Source organism: Polaribacter filamentus, assembly GCF_002943715.1.
Lineage (GTDB): Bacteria > Bacteroidota > Bacteroidia > Flavobacteriales > Flavobacteriaceae > Polaribacter > Polaribacter filamentus.
In genome coordinates, this window is sequence record NZ_MQUA01000013.1 from 2,948,569 (window position 1) to 2,968,661 (window position 20,093).

Here is a 20,093-nt window from a genome sequence, read left to right on the forward strand (position 1 = left end):
TAAAAATATACTTATTTAAAACTCCAAGTTTATTCTTGGGGCTTTAAATATTATGTAAAAGAGTTTTTTACTTGCTAACTTCTGAATAGCTTGTTTTGATAATTTTTCTTTTACCTCTGCCGAATTATCTTTTATTGATGTAAAAGGAACTATAGATTTTTCAATATCAATACCAACTCCACCTATGTTTTCTAAACTTAATAATCCTTTTTTAATCATTGCGGCACAACCAGCACACTTTAAATTTTCTATTTGAATATATATTGTTGTAATTTTTTTAATTTTCTTGTTTCCACTGGTTATATCCGCCCAAAACACTGTAGACTTGATATCCTTTTTCTTGCAATATTTTTGCGGATTTACTACTCCTATTTCCGCTTCTGCAATATAAATAAACCGGCATATTTTTATCTAACTGCGTTGTTGCTTTTGTGTAAAAATCAGTGTCAAAAAAATTCGAAAATTTTGCTGTTTTTATAAACCCTAGTTCAATTTCTTCCGGTGTTCTAACGTCTAATAATTGTACATTTTCTTTTTCTAACAACACTTTTAATTCTGATGTTGAAATAGATTTTATTTCTTGTTGTGAATTGCAATTGATAAAAAAGAAACTTATCAGTAAAAAGCTGAATATATTTTTCATTTTATTTATTTTAAGGTTGACGGACAAACTGCCGCTGTTCTCTCGATGGTTGTATTTTTAATAGCGTCATAACCGCCATCAACATCAATAAGATTATGAAATCCGCGTGCTTTCAAAATAGAAGCAGCAATTACAGAACGATAACCTCCTGCACAATGCACATAAAAATCTCCTTTTTTAGGGAATTCAGAAATATGATTATTTAAAAAGTCTAACGGTGTATTTTCTGCAATTTTAAGATGTTCGCTTTCATATTCTCCTGGTTTTCTAACATCAAAAACTACTGCATTTTCATTTATTTTCTTTGATAAAACATCCGCAGAAACAGAAGTTATGGTATCAATTTCCTTACCTGCTTTTTTCCAAGAGTCAAAACTACCTTCTAAATACCCTAACACATTATCAAAACCAACTCTAGACAAACGTATAATAGTACCTTTTTCTTCACCTTCTGGCGTTACTAACAAAATAGGTTGTTTAATATCTTTAATCAATGCGCCAACCCAAGGCGCAAAAGTACCGCCTAAACCAACAAAAATAGATTGTGGTATAAAGCCTTTTATAAATTCTGATTGATGGCGAACATCTAAAATTAATGCATCAGTTTCATTTGCGTGAATTTCAAACCCCTCGACAGACAAAGGTTTTGCACTATTTTCGATAACTTCATCTATATTTTTATATCCTTCTTTATTTAGTTTTACATTTAAAGGAAAATAGGCAGGAGGAGGCAATAAACCATCTGTAACTTCTTTCACAAACTCATCTTTAGTCATATTTGCTCTTAAAGCATAATTGGTTTCTTTTTGGTTACCAATTGTACCTACAGTTTCTTTGCTCAAATTTTTACCACAAGCAGAACCTGCTCCGTGTGCGGGGTATACAATAACTTCATCTGCCAACGTCATTACCTTATTACGTAAACTATCAAACAGAAAACCTGCTAAATCTTTTTCTGTAACGTCTCCTTTTTGAGCTAAATCGGGTCTACCAACATCACCTAGAAACAGCGTATCTCCACTAAAAAGCGCATGATCTTTTCCGTCTTTATCTTTCAATAAATAACAGGAACTTTCCATGGTATGACCTGGAGTGTGCAAAACAGTAATTGTAATATCGCCTACTTTAAAAACCTGATTATCTTTTGCTATGATTGCCTCAAAAGCTGTTTTTGCAGTTGGACCAAACACAATTTTTGCCCCAGTTTTTTCGGATAAAGTAACATGACCACTTACAAAATCCGCATGAAAATGCGTTTCGAAAATATATTTTACTTTTGCTTTATTTTTAGTTGCTTTGTCTATATAATCTTGCACTTCTCTTAATGGGTCAATAATTGCAACTTCACCATTACTCTCTACATAATAAGCACCTTGCGCTAAACAGCCCGTATAAATTTGTTCTATTATCATACTCTTTAATATAGTTGATTTTCAAAGATACCTTTGAAAACTTAATTTTTAAATGATATTTATCACTTTCATTTCTAATTACCTATATGCTTGATGTATATATTTAGCATACTTTTCTTGGTGTTTTCTATCACCCGTTTTATAATATTTTACAGCATCATTTACTCTCATAAAAAAGTGATTAATATCTATGATTTGTAAAATTCCGCTTCTAAAAAAATCATCTCTAACAGGTCCTTTAACACCTGCAAAATAAAAAATAATATCTTTTTTCTGATAATACTTAATGCGTTCTTTTAACATTTCTACGCCCGTACTATCTACTCTATTAATACTCTCTGCATCTAATACAATCAATTTTAATGCCTTTCCTTTTCTGTCTGCCATTTGGTCTAAATTATCTCTAAAATAACTAGAATTTGCATAAAATATCTGAGCATCAAATCTAAAAATCAAGATATCATCTTCTATAATTACTTCTTCAAATCGATTTTTATTTCTATAAAAATTCGAGTTTGGCACTTTACCTAATTCAGTAACATACGGTCTTGAAGTTCTAAATATTAAAACAATTAAGGATAAACCTACTCCAACTGCAATGCCATATTCAATACCTAGTAATAAAGTTGCTAAAAAGGTGGATAACATTAACCAAAAATCCAAATTATTCGCCCTCCATAAAAAAGCAGCTTCCTTAAAATTTATCAAGCCAAAAACAGCAACTATAATAATTGCCGCTAATACAGTTTTAGGCAAATGATAAAATAATGGTGTTAAAAATAGTAGTGTAATTACAACCATTGCCACAGAAATTAATGCCGCCATTCCTGTTTTTGCGCCACTTTCTTGATTAATTGCAGAGCGAGAAAAACTCGATGCAGAAGGGTAAGCCTTAAATAAAGAACCCACCATATTACTTAAACCTAAAGCAATTAATTCCTGATTGGGTCTTATTCTGTATTCATCTTGTTTTGCCTCCAAAGATTTACCTATAGAAATCGTCTCTAGATAACCTACCATCACTAACGTTAATGCAATTGGCAACAGTTCTCTAATTTGATCTATATCGAATTCTGGAATACCGAAAACAGGCAAACCTGATGGTATTTCTTTTACAATAGATACATCAGAAAAACTTTTTCCAAAGTATTTCATACTTAATATACCAAGAATTACAACAATTAATGCATTTGGTATTTTTTTGTTAATTTTTCTAAAAACAATAATTATAATTACGGATATCAGCCCAATTATTGATGTATGCTTATTAAAAGTAGCTACTTGCAGCCAAATATCCTCTACAATAAACTGAATTTGATCACTTTGAATAAAATCTACACCCAATAAATTTCTAAATTGATTGAGTCCAATGATTAATGCAACCGCAGATGTAAAACCTGTAATTACTGGTTTTGAGAGAAAGTTTACGATAAAACCTAAACTAAAGATTCCCATTATAAACTGAATAGTTCCCACCATTAAACCCAACAAAATTGCAATAGAAATATAACTATTTGAACCCGCCAACGCTAAAGCAGAAACACCGGTCGCAACAATTAAGGAATCCATTGCTACGGGTCCTATGGCTACTTGCCTTGAGGAACCAAAAATAGCATACATAACTTGGGGAACTAACGCACAATACAAGCCATAGATTGGAGGCAAACCTGCAATTAAAGCGTACGCTATTCCTTGCGGAATTAAAATAATACCAACAGTCAACCCCGCAACTAAATCCCCTTTAAAAAGGGATTTATTGTAGTTGGGTAACCATTCTAAAATTGGTATTATTTTTTTATATTCATAAGTATATTCTAACGTTATCAAAGTGAAAGAACATTGTTAATTAGAGCAATTTATTACTAATTCTTCCCATTCCCTAAAGTTCTAGGTACACATATCTTCTCCTTCATTTCTTGTCTCTTCTATTGAGACTTATATCTATAACCTAAAATAACTCTGCTTGACTTCTTGGTTTTGTTCTTCCTAAATGTTTGTAAGCTAATTCAGTAACCTCTCTACCTCTTGGTGTTCTCATAATAAAACCTTGCTGAATTAAAAATGGCTCGTACACTTCTTCAATTGTTTCTGTATTTTCTGAAACCGCCGTTGCAATTGTGCTTATTCCTACAGGACCCCCTTTAAATTTATCTATAATTGTTGCTAGAATTTTATTATCCATTTCATCCAGACCAAAAGCATCTACATTTAATGCTTTTAAAGCATATTTTGCAATTTCCATGTTAATGGTTCCATTACCTTTTATTTGCGCAAAATCTCTCACTCTGCGCAACAAAGCATTTGCAATTCTTGGTGTTCCTCTGCTCCTTCCTGCTATTTCTATGGCAGCTTCCATAGAAATAGGAACTCCCAAAATATCTGAACTTCTTTCTATAATTGTTGTTAGCAGTTCGGTTGAGTAGTATTGCAATCTACAGCTAATTCCGAAACGTGCACGCATTGGAGCTGTTAACAATCCTGAACGAGTTGTCGCACCGATTAACGTAAAAGGTTCTAAATTAATTTGAACTGTTCTGGCATTTGGGCCAGATTCAATCATAATATCAATTTTGTAGTCTTCCATTGCTGAGTATAAATACTCTTCTACAATAGGACTTAATCTATGGATTTCGTCAATAAATAAGACATCGCGTTCGTCCAAGTTTGTAAGCAAACCTGCTAAATCTCCTGGTTTGTCTAAAACAGGACCCGAAGTAACCTTTATGCCAACTTGCAATTCGTTTGCTAAAATATGAGCCAACGTAGTTTTCCCAAGTCCTGGAGGTCCATGAAACAATGTGTGATCTAGAGCTTCACCTCGTTGATTGGCTGCCTCAACAAATATTTTTAAATTATCTAATGCTTGATCTTGACCTGTAAAATCATCAAATGAAAGTGGACGTAATTTTTTTTCTACATCTAAATCTTCATTTGATAAATTGTCATTTTCAGGATTTAAGTTTTCGTTCATAACTACAAATATAAGAGATTTTGAATCAGGTCACATGCACCTTTTGTTACATAACGAAAAAACCTTTCCGAGTCGGAAAGGTTTTTTAATAGATTTTATATTTTATTAAGATTGTTCTTCATCTTCTAATAAAGGAGTAGTTTGCAATACGTAATCTTGACCGTGCAAATAATCACTGTCATCATCATTTGGATCCACACGTTTGCTGTAATCATAAGCCCATCTATGAACTTCTGGTAATTTACCTGGCCAGTTTCCATGAATATGTTCTACAGGAGTAGTCCATTCTAACGTATTTGATTTCCAGGGATTCTGAGTTGCTTTTTCTCCTCTATACATAGAGATGAAAAAGTTTGCAATAAATATGATTTGACCAATACCACCAACTAAAGCAAAAATGGTAATCACTTTATTAATATCTGCTAAATCATCGAACATTGGAAATGCTGTATTCGAATAATATCTTCTTGGTAAACCCGCTAATCCAATAAAATGCATTGGCCAGAAAACACCATAAGCACAAATAATAGTAATCCAGAAATGCCAATACCCCAATGTTTTATTCATCATTCTACCATACATTTTTGGGAACCAATGATAAATACCTGCGTACATTCCGAAAATTGCCGAAACACCCATTACTAAATGGAAATGCGCTACAACAAAATACGTATCATGAATTGCAATATCTAAAGCAGAATCCCCTAAAACTAATCCTGTTAATCCACCTGTTACAAACGTAGAAACCAATCCTATTGAAAATAACATTGCAGGATTTAATTGCAAGTTACCCTTCCATAACGTGGTGATATAGTTAAATGCTTTTACCGCTGATGGAATCGCAATCAATAACGTTGTAAACGTAAACACAGATCCTAAGAAAGGATTCATCCCCGAAATAAACATGTGATGACCCCATACAATTGTAGATAAAAATGCAATTGCCATAATAGACATTACCATCGCTCTATATCCAAAAATTGGTTTTCTAGAATTTGTTGATATAATTTCTGAGGTAATACCCAAAGCTGGTAATAATACAATATATACTTCCGGGTGACCTAAAAACCAAAATAAGTGCTCAAACAAAACTGGAGATCCACCTTGATAATGCAATACTTCTCCAGAAATAAAAATATCTGATAAGTAAAATGATGTACCAAAACTTCTATCAAAAATCAGTAATAAAGCAGCTGATAATAATACAGGAAATGAGACTACACCAATAATTGCAGTGATAAAGAATGCCCAAATAGTTAATGGCAATCTCGTCATTTTCATTCCTTTCGTTCTTAAGTTAAAAACGGTTACAATGTAATTTAATGCACCAATTAAAGAGGAGGCAACGAAGATAGCCATAGATACTAACCATAAAGTCATACCTGCCCCAGAACCTGGAATTGCTTGTGGCAATGCACTTAAAGGTGGATAAATTGTCCATCCTGCGGATGCTGGTCCTGCTTCAACAAATAGTGAAATAAGCATAATTACACTCGACACAAAGAATAACCAGTAGGATACCATATTTAAAAACCCAGAAGCCATATCTCTAGCTCCAATTTGCAATGGGATTAATAAATTAGAAAAAGTTCCACTTAAACCTGCTGTTAGTACAAAGAATACCATAATAGTACCATGTATCGTAACTAATGCAAGATAGAAATCAGGATTCATTATCCCATCTGTTTGATGAGGTCCTAAAAACGCTTCAATAATTGTAAACGATTTATCTGGCCAAGCTAACTGTAAACGGAATAACATAGACATGAATACCGCAATAATTCCCATAAACATTCCTGTAACCAAGAATTGCTTAGAAATCATTTTATGATCTTGGGTAAAAATATATTTTGTTACAAATGTTTCTTTATGATGATGTTCTGACATAATCTTATTATTTGTATTGTATCTTTTAAATTATAATTATTGAATAACTGTTGCTAAAGTAGGCTGCTCTGAAATCCACTTGTCGTATTCATCTTGCTCTACAACTGTAATTTTCATTTGCATACTGTAATGAGAAGCTCCACAAATTTTATTACATAATAACAAATAGTTGAACTCATAAATATCCTCCCCTTTAGCCTTTCTAATTTTATTAATTCCTGCTGTTTTTTCAATGACTTCAGACTGCTGTCTCATCTCATCGGTAGTAAACTTAGGAGTGAACCCAAATTCTGTAACCATTCCAGGAACACAATTCATTTGTGCTCTAAAGTGAGGCATGTAGGCTGAGTGTAAGACGTCTTGAGAACGGAATTTGAAATGAATCTTTCTTCCTTTAGGCAAATACAACTCTGTTACTTGCTTATCATCTTGCGCATTTTTATCAGACATATCCACACCCATAGAATTAATTCCCTGAATAAAATTCACATTTCCACGTCCAAGCGTATTGTCTTCACCTGCATAACGTGCTTCCCATCTAAACTGTTGAGAATACACTTCTATAACAATAGCGTCGTCATCACCAGATAAATCCATGATATTATTCCACTGCCATAATCCATATCCAATTAAAACCACTAGAACAATAGCCGGAGTAACTGTCCATATTAATTCTAACATATGACTATCTGCATAAAATTTGGCTTTTCTGTCTTTACTTCCCTTGTATTTGTAAGTAAAATAGAAAATTAAAAATTGCATTGCAAACTGCACAATCCCTATCAATATAAACGTAATATTAAATAAGTTATCATCGTGCTCGCCTTCTATTGAAGCAGATTCCGGCAACAATATCACATTCATGTAGATTAAACAGTAAATCATCATTGCGTAGAAAAATGCCATAAACAACAGTGCGTTTCTACCTTGCTTTGTGTTATCTTCATCTGTAGCAATGACACCTCTAAAATTCATGATTCTAGTAATCTGCCAAAAACTTACACCTATTGCCACACCTATAAAAATATAAAATAGAGCTAACATATATTTATCTTTTCTTTATTTGTTTAATTTCTTTGTTTATTAGTGGTGATCTCCTGATCCTTCACCTCTATGTTCAATATTATAATAGTGAAAATATTCACTTTCTTTTAAGAAAGGATTTCCTTTTGGTATTGGATTCGCCTTTGCAAATGCACTAAATACTGTGTAGATAAAAATACCTAAAAAGAAGAGTAGTGCACTAATTTCTGCGATTCCAAAAAACCACTGAGACCCAACTGTAGCTGGCATCACCATTATAAAAACATCTATATAATGTCCTCCTAAAATAACGACTCCTCCAATTACGATAAACCAAGGAATACTCTTATAATCACTATTTAATAATAATAATATTGGAAAAGCGAAATTCATAACTACCATTGCTAAAAATGGCAACTTGTATTCGTTAAATCTCATTACAAAATAAGTAGTTTCTTCTGGGATATCTGCATACCAGATTAACATAAATTGAGAGAACCATAAATACGTCCAAAATATAGAGAAACCAAACATGAATTTTGCTAAATCATGAATGTGACTATCATTAACACCTGGTAAAGCACCTTTAGAACGTAAATATATTGTTACAAATGCAATTACTGTTATCGCACTTACCAATAAACCCGATAAAACATACCATCCAAATAATGTAGAGAACCAGTGAGGATCTAATCCCATAATCCAATCCCAAGACATCATAGATTCTGTTATCATGAATAAGAAAATGAATCCTACGGATACATTATAATTTAATTTATAGGTTTTAAGTCCGTCATTTGCAGTATCCTCTTTGATAGAATTTCTGCGGATGAACCATCTGTACCCATTCCAAATTGCTAAGTAGACAATACTTCTAATAGTCCAACCTGGAGTATTCATCCACCAAGATTTACCATCTATAATTGGATCATAGTTTGGACTTGAAGGATCAAAAACACCGTCTGCCATCCAAGGAAACATATGATTTATGTGTAATACCGAAGCTGACAAAATAACCAACAACATAATAATTGATGTTGGCACTAAATTAGCAGTTATTGCTTCCATTACTCTAAAAAGAACAACAGACCATGCGGATTGAGCTACTCTTTGAGAAGCATAAAATGCCAACACTAATAAAGAGATTCCCAAAAAGAAAAACAAGGATACGTATAAAGCTGACCAAGGTTTGTTTTTTAACTGATGATACAAATGTTCTGCATGTTCGTCATCATGATTTTCACCATGCACATCTGCTGCAGCATGTACTTCTTTTGTTGCCTCTTGATGAACTTCTTCAGCATGATTTTCCATTTCACCGTGAGAAATAGAATCCCCTTTCACTTCAGTTGTATGAATGTCCTTTTTAACTTCTTCATTAGAAATTGCATGACCACCATCATGTGAAGTTTGTGACGCCATAATTTCTTTAGCGTCTTCAATTGATTTTGGTGCAGTATAAAAACTGAATGCAATCCCTAATGCTCCTAATAAAATTAGGGCAATTGAGAATGTTTTTAATTTACCTGAGAATTGATACATATTTTTCGTATTCTATCTTTTTATACTCTATTTTAACAAATCTGTGCGCAATACTTCTACGTATTGTACAATTTGCCAACGTTCTTTATATGTTAATTGAGATGAGTGAGAACCCATTAAGTTCTTACCATGCATTAAAACATGATAAATACTTCCATCTGTAATATCTCTGTCTTTATAATTAGGAATCCCAACAAATTTCTCTGCTTCGGATAAGTAACCATTTCCATCTCCTTTAGCTCCGTGACAAGATATACAGTAAATCGTGTACATTGCTTTTCCGTTTTCTAAATTTTCTTCAGAAACCTCATAAGGATTCTTTAATTCAGTTTTTGCTTTTTCATATCCTTCATTCGTATCAGGTATATCATAAGCAGGATGTCCTCCTCTAGGAATAGAACCTGCAACTGGCTTAGAATTAACTGGATCTCCCCTTAATCCGTTCTCTCCATCTGTATCATAAGGCACAGATATATACATATCTGGCATGTATTGCAGTTGTGGTGTTCTTTTGTTATTACAAGAAATAAAACTTGCAAAAACTATTAAGGCGATAATTAATTTAAAATTTTTCATCATCTATATATTAATGCTTGTCTACTATATTAATTTCTACAGCCCCTGTTTTTGATAATAAAGCAGTTAATTCAGCTTCGTTGTTATCGTGCACAGGTATTTCCATTAAAAAATGATCATCTGTAGTTCTTGGATCTGGATTTTCTGCTTCTTTAAATGGCCAAATTCTACTTCTCATATAAAAGGTAATTACCATTAGATGGGCTGCAAAAAACACTGTTAACTCAAACATAATTGGCACAAATGCTGGCATATTTTCTAACCATGAGAAACTGGGTTTACCTCCAATATCTTGCGGCCAATCTTGAATCATCATATAGTTCGTCATCCAAATTGAAAATGACAAACCTGTAATTCCGTAGAAAAAAGCAGTAATTGCCAATCTCGTTGGCGCTAATCCCAGTGCTTTGTCTAATCCATGAACTGGAAAAGGACAAAATACTTCCTCTATGTGATGATGTTCTGCTTTCACAGCTTTTACTGCGTCCATTAAAACTTCGTCATCAGTATAAAACGCGTGAATAACTTTTGATGATTCCATAATTATTCTTTATTATTTTTATCAGATGTACCTTCTGAACCTGCTAAATTAATAGCTGGTTTTGTTGGTATACCTTGTTCGCTTCTCTTCTTGTAAAATTCTCCAGAAGATTTCAAAATCGTTTTCACTTCCGCTTGCGCGATCACAGGGAATGTTCTTGCGTACAATAAGAATAACACAAAGAAAAATCCTATAGTTCCAATAAAGATCCCAACATCAACAAAAGTTGGCTCAAAACGCCACCAAGTTGAAGGTAAATGACCTTTACTTAATACAATTGCAATAATATCAAAACGTTCAAACCACATACCAATATTTATAGCAATTGATATAATAAACGTCCAAATAAAACTTCTTCTAATTTTTTTGAACCATAATAATTGTGGAGTGATAATATTGAATGTAATCAATGACCAAAAAGCCCATGCATAAGGTCCTGTTGCAGCACCTACAGATAAATATGTATAGTTTTCATATGGTGATCCAGTATACCAAGCAATAAAAAATTCTGTTGCATATGCTACAGCTACAATTCCACCAGTTAAGATAATTACAATATTCATATATTCAATATGCATACGTGTAATATAATCTTCTAAGTTTGTAACTTTTCTCATAATCCCTAACAACGTTTGTACCATCGCAAATCCTGAAAAGATTGCTCCAGCAACGAAGTATGGAGGGAAAATTGTTGAGTGCCAACCTGGGTTAATAGAGGTAGCAAAATCCATAGATACAATTGTATGTACAGAAAGTACTAAAGGTGTTGCTAAACCAGCTAATACCAAAGAAACTTCTTCGAAACGTTGCCAATCTTTAGCTCTACCAGACCATCCGAAAGATAACAAAGAATATATTTTCTTTTGAAAAGGCTTCACAGCTCTATCTCTAATCATTGCGAAATCTGGTAATAAACCGGTCCACCAGAAAACTAGTGATACCGATAAATAGGTGGATATTGCAAAAACATCCCACAGTAATGGAGAGTTAAAGTTTACCCACAACGATCCAAACTGATTCGGAATTGGCAAAACCCAATATGCATTCCATGGACGACCCATATGAATGATTGGAAACAATCCTGCTTGAAAAACGGCAAAAATTGTCATTGCTTCTGCAGAACGGTTAATTGCCATTCTCCATTTTTGACGGAACAATAAAAGTACTGCAGAAATTAATGTTCCTGCGTGACCAATACCAACCCACCATACAAAGTTTGTAATATCCCAAGCCCAACCTATGTTCTTGTTTAATCCCCAAACTCCAATACCAGTTCCTACTGTGTAAAAAATACAACCAAATCCCCATAGCATTGCTACTAAAGAAATATAAAATGCGATGTACCAGTTTTTATTTGCAGCACCTTCTATAGGTTTAGCAATGTCTTCGGTAATATCGTGATAACTTTTATCACCTAATACTAAAGGTTCCCTTATGGGTGCTTCGTAATGAGACATATTTTTATATCTTAAATTTTAATTACGCTTGGTTTGTATTCTTAACTTTTACTTGATAGATTACATTCGGTTTCGTCTGTAAATAATCTAACACGTTATAAGTTCTCTTATCTTCTGCTAATGCAGCCACTTTATCCTCTTTATTATTTACATCTCCAAAGACCATAGCCCCTGTTGTGCATGCTGATGAACAAGCTGTTTCAAACTCATCTGTATCGACCGCTCTTCCTTCTTTTTTAGCTTTTAAAATTGTTGCTTGTGTCATTTGAATACACATAGAACATTTTTCCATAACTCCTCTAGAACGAACCACAACATCTGGGTTTAAAACCATTTTACCGTATTCATTGTTCATGTTGAAATCGAATTCGTTGTTGTCTGAATAACTAAACCAATTAAAACGACGAACTCTATAAGGACAGTTGTTTGCACAATATCTTGTACCAATACATCTGTTATATGTCATTTGATTCTGACCTTGACGACCGTGTGTTGTTGCAGCAACTGGACAAACAGTCTCACAAGGAGCATGATTACAGTGCTGACACATCATAGGTTGAAAAGTAACTTCAGGATTTTCTGCCTCAGTTTCTAAAGCTTTATAAGTATCAGCGATACCTAAACCTAATTCTTTAGCATCCTCTCTAGTTTCAACTTGCGAAGAATAGTACCTATCAATACGCAACCAGTGCATATCTCTACCAACTCTTACTTCGTTTTTACCTACAACTGGCACATTATTTTCTGCGTGACATGCCACCACACACGCGCCACAACCTGTACAAGATGTTAAATCTATTGATAAATTAAAGTGATGACCAATTTCTCTATTGTGTTCATCCCATAAATCTATTGTTTTCGCCTCAACTTCTTTGTGATCGTAAGATACATAAGCTGGTTTATTCCAACCAAGATCATGGTCTTTAGGCGCAACAGTATTATACTCTTTTAAGGATGCTACTTTTAAAATATCGTGTCGGCCCGCAATTGTTTTTTGAACTTGTGTACAAGCAAACTGATGCGTTCCTGAAACTTTATCTATTTTAACATTGTATTGAATGTTATTAGCACCATTGTATAAAGGATATGCATTAACACCAACTTGCATTTCTTCTTTTAAACCAAAAGTTTTTCCAAAACCTAAAGCCAAACCAACCGAACCCTTAGCTTGTCCTGGTTGAACTAATACAGGAACAGTAATTTCTTTTCCGTTAACAGATATTTTAGCATAATCACCATCAATCGCACCATTATCTTTTATAGGGTTTGTAAAACCTAACTCCCTAGCATCTGCCATAGACATTGTTAAGTAGTTGTCCCAAGAAGTTCTTGTAATTGGATCAGGGAATTCTTGTAACCAAGGATTGTTTGCTTGCTTACCATCTCCTAAACCAGTTTTTGTATATAAATTTAATTCAAAACCTGATGCTTTTTTTGCTGAGCTTGACAACTGATTTGCAACATCAGAAATTACTAGTGAAGCTTCTAAATTTCCTGAAACTTCTGCAGTTTCAACAACTTCTATACTATAAAATCCATTGTGCAAAGCTGTGTTCCAAGAACTTTCTCCTAAAATAGTTGAAGAAGCAAAAGCTTTTAAATAATCATAATATTTAGTTGTATTTCCAGACCAAGTTAATAACGTATCTTGCACTTGACGTGTTTTAAATAATGGCTGAATAGTTGGTTGCATTAAACCATAAGTTAAAGAATCAAACTGAGTATCTCCCCAAGATTCTAAAAAATGTGGTGTTGGTAATGCAAAATTAGACGCATTTACCGTTTCATTATTTTCAGTTGACAATGCTACTGATAATTCTAATTTTTTAATCCCTCAGAAAAATCAGATGAATTCGATAAAGTATAAACAGGGTCTATATTGTAAGAAATTAATCCAGCAATTTTACCTGCTTTCATATCTGCAACAAATTGAGCAACTTCTGCATCATTTCCTTGACGAATATTTAAAGTATTTACAGTGTCCATAATTTCACTGCCAATTGCTTTGTTAATTGCAAACGCTATTAACTGTGCATTTTTGTCATTCAATCCTGTTAAAACAACCCCTTTAGAACCAGATTTTATTAATTCTAATGCTAATTTTTTAATATCACCATCTACCGCAGTTGCTTTTGATGAAATATTCTGTCCCGTAACTGCATTATATAAATTCAACAACGCAAAAACTTGATCCGAAGGTTTTACAACGATTCTTTTATCAGAATTTGCTCCTGTTAAAGACATATTGCTTTCGAACTGCACGTGGTAAGACATCTTACCAGTTTCTGGCTTTCTACCGTTAACAAATGCTTTTTCAAATCCTCCGTGAAAATCTCCAAGGAAATCTGCACCAAAAGAAACAATTGTTTTCGCATTTTCTAAACGATAGTTTGGTAATGTCCGTTTACCGTACATTGCCAACATTGCATCTGCAGCACCAGATTCTGAAACCGCATCATAAACAATATGTCTTACATTTGGATATACAACGCTAAATTCTTCTACAATTTTAGATATAGAAGGACTTGCCATTGTTCCTGTTAATAAAACTACAGGTTTATTTGCTTCTTTTAAATCGTTTAATTTTGCTCCAATTTCTTTATCAGCATCTGCCCAAGAAATTGCTTCCCCTCCTTTTATTGGTTCTTTTAAACGTAATTTTTCATCATATAAAGATAAAATAGAAGCTTGTACTCGTGCACTTGTTGTTCCGTTTGCGTCTTTATTCGGCATTATTTGAATAGGACGGCCTTCGCGAGTTTTCACCAAAACGTTTGCAAAATCATACCCATCTGCCATAGAAGTCGCATACCAATCCGCAACACCAGCAATAATATCATTTGGTTTTACAACATAAGGAATCGATTTTATTACAGGACCTTCACAAGCTGCTAATGAAGCTGCAGCTGTAGTGAAACCCACATATTTTAAGAAATCTCTACGTGAGGTAGAAGAATTTTCTAAAGTTTCTTTATCCCCTAAAAACACATCTGTAGAAATATCTTGTACAAACTCGTTTTTGCTCAACGTTTCAACAATAGAACTATCTTTTAGTTCCTCAACACTTTTCCAGTATTTTTTGTTTGAAGCCATTTATATTTAGTTATTAGTTGTTAGTTTTTTGTTCATTTTATAAAGAACATGAAACTATCTTTCTTCTTTTGATTAATAGTGACATTTACCACACTCTAATCCACCTAGCTGTGCAGCCGTAACTTTTTCTACACCGTACTTTTCTGCTAATTGTTTGTGAATTTTAGCATAATATTCATTTCCTTTTAAATCTACGTCTGTTTCTCTATGACAATCTATACACCAACCCATTGTTAATGGTGAGTATTGATACATCTCTTCCATTTCTTCAACAGGCCCATGACATGTTTGACATTTAAGACCTTGCACCGTTACGTGTTGTGAGTGATTAAAATATACAAAATCTGGTAAATTATGAATACGAACCCATTTAATTGGTTTCTCTATACCTGTATATTCTAAAGCCTCTACATCCCAACCTGCAGCTTTGTAAACTTTTGCTATTTCTTTATCAAGCTCTGCCTTTCCTAAAACAACTCCGTCTTCTAATTCAACAACAGTTGTTTCTGCAACTTCAGCAATGTTTTTATGACAGTTCATACAAACATTTACGGAAGGAATACCTGAATGCTTACTATGTTTTGCTGATGAGTGACAATATTGACAATCAATTTTATTATCACCAGAGTGAATTTTATGAGAAAAAACAATTGGCTGGATTGGCTGATAACCCTGATCTACGCCTACTTTATATAATGTGCCAAAAAAGACATAGATACCCATTAATATTAAAAAGACGACTGCTAGCGCTTTTAAGAAGGTATTATTTTTTACACCAACCCAAAGTTCTTGTAAATCTCTTTTAAAATTTGATTTCGACTCAGTCTTTGTGTTTCCCTTTAACTCACTTACTTGTTTTACCAAGTTCGCTATCATTAAAAAAGCTACGATAATAGCTGCCGCTAAAATATAGATTAACCAATCTGGAGCACTTGAGGAAGAACCACCTGTTGCGGCAGTGCCAACTTCTACTACATCCGGCTTACTAATTTCACCAACAGTTGTATAATATAAAATATCATTAATATTTTGATCTGACAACTGAGGAAAAGCAGACATGTTAGAGCCGTTGTACTCTTTATAAATCGCAATTGCATCGGCATTACCCGAAGCTCTAAATTCTGCATTGTTCTTAATCCAAGCTATTAACCAATCATTCTCTCTGCGAGATTCTACCCCACCTAAAGCAGGTCCTATAAGTTTTTTATCTAATTTATGGCAAGAAGCACATAAAGATTTAAATAAACTCTTTCCTTCTTTTTGACGCGCTTCATCCATTTCCTGAGAAAACGAAGATATGCTAAAAGTAAAAAGTAAAAGAACCGTAAAACTTATACGAAGTATTACTGCTAGTCTATTGTGCAATTCTACACTTTTCATATTTACAAACTATTTTTAGTATTGTGTATAAACAGCTCAAAAAACGTTTTTGAACTCTCTGACAAAAGTACTACATATTGCTAAATTTTTAAAAAGGAAAAGAATGATAAATAATAATTTATACTAATTCTAAATAACGTATTTGTGAAATTTATTCTATTCTAACACGTTACTTTTGTATGAATAATTTTACAATGAAAAACAAATGTTATTTAGCGGCTTTTTTATTTCTATTAATAGCTGGTAATCATTCTATTTCTGCTCAAAACAACACAAATAGCAGTACACAAATAAAAAATTTAATCGCAAAGAAAAGAGCTTTTAATGGTAAGTTTGGCTACGGATTTAGAGTCCAGATTTTTTATGGTGATGAAACAAAAGCGAGAGGTATTCAGAATAAGTTTAAAGTTAATTTCCCTAATGTGTACACAAAACTTGATTATGAGCAACCTTACTGGAAAGTTCAAGTAGGAAATTACAAAACAAGATTGGAGGCCGATAAGGCAATGGTTAGTTTTTCAGAAAAATTTTCTGGATTGATTATAATCCCTTTAGGTAAATAAAGTTAAAAAGTATACAAATTAAAAGCGCCAAAATTAAATTAATTTTGGCGCTTTTTTTATGATCTAAAAGTATGTTTATTTCAACTTCTTTTTAACTGCTATTTCTTTATATGCTTCTATGATATCACCTTCAAAAACGTCATTGTAGTTTTTAAGTTGTAAACCACAATCATAACCTTTGGCAACCTCTTTAACATCGTCTTTAAATCGTTTTAAAGATGACAATACTCCGTCGTGAACAACAATTCCGTCTCTAATAATTCTAATCTTAGAATCTCTAAATATTTTACCGGACATCACCATACAACCTGCAATATTTCCAACTTTAGAAATTTTATAAACCTCTCTAATCTCTACATTACCACTAACCTCTTCTTTCATTTCTGGAGATAACATTCCTTCCATGGCGTCTTTTAAGTCATTGATTGCATCGTAAATAATTGAATACGTTCTAATATCTACCTCTTCTCTATCTGCAATCATTCTTGCATTTCCTTGAGGACGAACGTTAAATCCAACGATAATAGCATCTGATGCTGTTGCCAGTAAAACGTCACTTTCTGTAATAGCACCTACTCCTCTATGTAAAATATTAACTTGAATTTCTTCTGTCGATAATTTTTGGAAAGAATCTGTTAAAGCTTCGACAGAACCATCAACATCTCCTTTAAGAATAATATTTAATTCTTTGAAATCTCCAAGTGCAATTCTACGTCCAATCTCTGCAAGTGTAAGTGTTTTCTGAGTTCTTACAGATTGCTCACGTTGTAATTGAGAACGTTTAGATGCAATTTGTTTCGCTTCTCTTTCGTCATCAAATACGTTAAATTTATCACCAGCTTGTGGCGCACCGTCTAAACCTAATATTGATACTGGCATTGATGGTCCAGCATTTTTCATTTTATTACCTTTATCATCAAACATAGCTTTTATTTTACCACTATGTTTTCCTGCTAGTAAGTAATCACCAACATTAAGAGTTCCGGCTTGCACTAGAATAGTAGTAACATATCCTCTACCTTTATCTAATTGTGCTTCTACAACAGTACCTATTGCATTTTTATTAGGATTTGCCTTTAGCTCTAAAACTTCTGCTTCTAACAATACTTTTTCTAATAATGCCTCAACACCTTCACCTGTTTTTGCTGATATGTCTTGAGATTGTATGCTTCCTCCCCACTCTTCAATTAAAAGATTCATTGCAGATAACTGTGTTTTTACGTTATCTGGATTCGCATTTGGCTTATCAATCTTATTTATTGCAAATATAATAGGAACTCCAGCCGCTTGCGCATGAGAAATTGCCTCTTTTGTTTGTGGCATTACATCATCATCTGCTGCAACTACAATAATTACTAAATCTGTTACTTGTGCTCCACGTGCACGCATTGCCGTAAAGGCTTCGTGACCAGGAGTATCTAAAAATGCAATTTTTTGATCACCTACATTTACTGAATAAGCTCCAATATGTTGCGTAATTCCACCACTTTCTCCTTCTATAACATTTGCTTTTCTAATATAATCTAATAGCGATGTTTTACCATGATCTACGTGACCCATTACGGTTATAATTGGTCCACGACTTACTAAATCTGATGGTTTATCTTGTACTTCTTCAATAGACTCTTCTACCTCTGCACCAACAAATTCTACCTTATGATTAAATTCTTCCGCAACAATAACCAACGTTTCTGCGTCTAAACGCTGATTCATTGTTACCATCATTCCTAACATCATACATGAAGAAATAATTTGAGTTACAGGAACATCCATCATTGTAGCAACTTCACTTACAGTAACAAACTCTGTTACTTTTAAGATTTTAGTACCCAATGCCTGTGCTTCCAGCTCAGCTTCAGTATGCTCTCTATGCGCATCTCTTTTATTTCTGCGATATTTAGCACCTTTACCTCTAGAAGATTTTCCTTGAAGCTTCTCTAATGTTTCTCTTACTTGTTTTTGAATATCTGCCTCTGTTGGTTCTTCTTTTTTAATCGGAGTTCTAGGACTTGGTTTTCCTCTAAATCCTCCTGGCCTACCAACACCACCTGTTCTAGGAGCGCCTGGCGCATCTCTTTTAGCAGGAACCGTCCTAGCCCCAGTTGCAGTTGTAGTTACGGGCTTGCTTATACGTTTACGTTTCTTTTTCGCATCTGCATTCGCATCTCTCTTAACTTCAGGTTTTTTCTTTTTAGGTCTTTCAAATTGTTTTAAATCAATTTTCTTACCAGTAAAGTTAGGGCCATCTAATTTTTTATATTGAGTTTTAATTGCCTCAGCATTTTCTGCCGTTACCTCTTCTGGTTTATCTTCTTTTTTAGAAGAATCCTTCTTAGAGTCACTTTTAGAATCAACTTTAGACGCTTCTTTTTCTATTTCAGAAACAGTTTTTTTAATAACTGGCTTTTCAGCTACAACTTCTTCTTTTTTTTGCTCTACAACAACTTTTTTAAGTTCTTGTTTTACTTCTTTAACTTCACGCACAATTTCTGCTTTTTGTACCACTTCAGTTTTTTGTGCTTTTTCTGCTTCTTGTCCTTTTGGAACTTCTGATTCCTTTGGAGCTTCTTGTACTTTTTCAATTTGATCAGCAGGTTTATTACCTAAATTGTCGATATCAATTTTACCAACAGTTTTAAATTCTAATTTATCTGCTTTGGCCCTTAAAACATCTTCCTTCTTAGCTTCTTCTGCTCTCTTCTTTTCTAATTTAGCTTCAACTTCTAAACGAATTGCCTCTTTCTCTTTACGTTTTTCTTCACCAACTTCTTTAGATGCAGCTTTCTTGTTTGCATCTTTTTCAAAGCCATCTTGTAAAACTTGATAGACATCACTAGAAATTTTAGTAGTTGGCCTTGAATCTATTTCATGACCATTCTTTGCTAAATATTCTACTGCTCTATCAAGAGAAATGTTTAATTCTCTTAAAACTTTATTAAGCCTCATTGTTTTGCCTTCAGACATATATTATTTTTTAGCCTTTAATTCTGTAAAAATATGCTTTT

14 protein-coding genes and 1 pseudogene are annotated in these 20,093 nt (G+C 33.4%); 1 reads left to right on the forward strand and 14 read right to left on the reverse strand.

Annotated features, from left to right (window positions below; all coding sequences use genetic code 11):
• Positions 1–15: 15 nt before the first annotated feature.
• The 13 genes and pseudogenes from BST83_RS15515 to BST83_RS15575 form a co-directional block, all read right to left on the reverse strand.
• Complete coding sequence (locus tag BST83_RS15515; RefSeq protein ID WP_104810573.1) at positions 16–318, reverse strand: heavy-metal-associated domain-containing protein; 303 nt, start codon at positions 316–318, stop codon at positions 16–18.
• A complete protein-coding gene (locus BST83_RS15520; protein WP_240614785.1) occupies positions 278–643 on the reverse strand; it encodes a rhodanese-like domain-containing protein in 366 nt (121 codons plus the stop codon). The genes BST83_RS15515 and BST83_RS15520 overlap by 41 nt, the downstream gene beginning before the upstream one ends.
• Positions 644–648: 5 nt before the next feature.
• Positions 649–2,055, reverse strand: coding sequence for an MBL fold metallo-hydrolase (locus BST83_RS15525; protein ID WP_104810574.1), 1,407 nt, complete (start codon positions 2,053–2,055; stop codon positions 649–651).
• Positions 2,056–2,133: 78 nt separating this feature from the next.
• A complete protein-coding gene (locus BST83_RS15530; protein WP_240614786.1) occupies positions 2,134–3,882 on the reverse strand; it encodes a SulP family inorganic anion transporter in 1,749 nt (582 codons plus the stop codon).
• A 121-nt stretch (positions 3,883–4,003) separates the two neighbouring features.
• Positions 4,004–5,026, reverse strand: coding sequence for a Holliday junction branch migration DNA helicase RuvB (ruvB, locus tag BST83_RS15535; protein WP_104810575.1), 1,023 nt, complete (start codon positions 5,024–5,026; stop codon positions 4,004–4,006).
• Positions 5,027–5,131: 105 nt separating this feature from the next.
• Positions 5,132–6,913, reverse strand: coding sequence for a cytochrome c oxidase subunit I (locus BST83_RS15540; protein WP_104810576.1), 1,782 nt, complete (start codon positions 6,911–6,913; stop codon positions 5,132–5,134).
• A gap of 36 nt (positions 6,914–6,949) precedes the next feature.
• Positions 6,950–7,957 carry a cytochrome c oxidase subunit II gene (locus BST83_RS15545; protein ID WP_104810577.1) on the reverse strand — a complete coding sequence of 336 codons (1,008 nt, stop codon included), beginning with the start codon at positions 7,955–7,957 and terminating at the stop codon, positions 6,950–6,952.
• Between the two features lie 39 nt (positions 7,958–7,996).
• Positions 7,997–9,478 carry a quinol:cytochrome C oxidoreductase gene (locus BST83_RS15550; protein WP_104810578.1) on the reverse strand — a complete coding sequence of 494 codons (1,482 nt, stop codon included), beginning with the start codon at positions 9,476–9,478 and terminating at the stop codon, positions 7,997–7,999.
• A 27-nt stretch (positions 9,479–9,505) separates the two neighbouring features.
• The gene (locus tag BST83_RS15555; RefSeq protein ID WP_205853594.1) at positions 9,506–10,054 is read right to left on the reverse strand and encodes a c-type cytochrome; all 549 of its coding nucleotides are present in this window, start codon (positions 10,052–10,054) and stop codon (positions 9,506–9,508) included.
• A 10-nt stretch (positions 10,055–10,064) separates the two neighbouring features.
• A complete protein-coding gene (locus BST83_RS15560) occupies positions 10,065–10,595 on the reverse strand; it encodes a DUF3341 domain-containing protein (RefSeq protein WP_104810579.1) in 531 nt (176 codons plus the stop codon).
• 2 nt (positions 10,596–10,597) lie between these two features.
• A complete protein-coding gene (gene nrfD, locus BST83_RS15565; protein ID WP_104810580.1) occupies positions 10,598–12,052 on the reverse strand; it encodes an NrfD/PsrC family molybdoenzyme membrane anchor subunit in 1,455 nt (484 codons plus the stop codon).
• Positions 12,053–12,074: 22 nt separating this feature from the next.
• Positions 12,075–15,145 (reverse strand): annotated as a pseudogene (locus BST83_RS15570) (TAT-variant-translocated molybdopterin oxidoreductase).
• A gap of 72 nt (positions 15,146–15,217) precedes the next feature.
• Positions 15,218–16,525: a cytochrome c3 family protein gene (locus BST83_RS15575; protein WP_104810581.1), complete on the reverse strand. Its 1,308-nt coding sequence runs from the start codon at positions 16,523–16,525 to the stop codon at positions 15,218–15,220.
• A 179-nt stretch (positions 16,526–16,704) separates the two neighbouring features.
• Between BST83_RS15575 and BST83_RS15580 the strand changes: the two genes are divergently transcribed.
• The gene (locus BST83_RS15580; protein WP_240614787.1) at positions 16,705–17,088 is read left to right on the forward strand and encodes an SPOR domain-containing protein; all 384 of its coding nucleotides are present in this window, start codon (positions 16,705–16,707) and stop codon (positions 17,086–17,088) included.
• Positions 17,089–17,163: 75 nt separating this feature from the next.
• Here BST83_RS15580 and infB read toward each other — a convergent pair whose 3' ends face one another.
• Positions 17,164–20,052, reverse strand: a complete 2,889-nt coding sequence (infB, locus tag BST83_RS15585; protein WP_104810582.1) for a translation initiation factor IF-2 — start codon at positions 20,050–20,052, stop codon at positions 17,164–17,166.
• Positions 20,053–20,093: the final 41 nt, after the last annotated feature.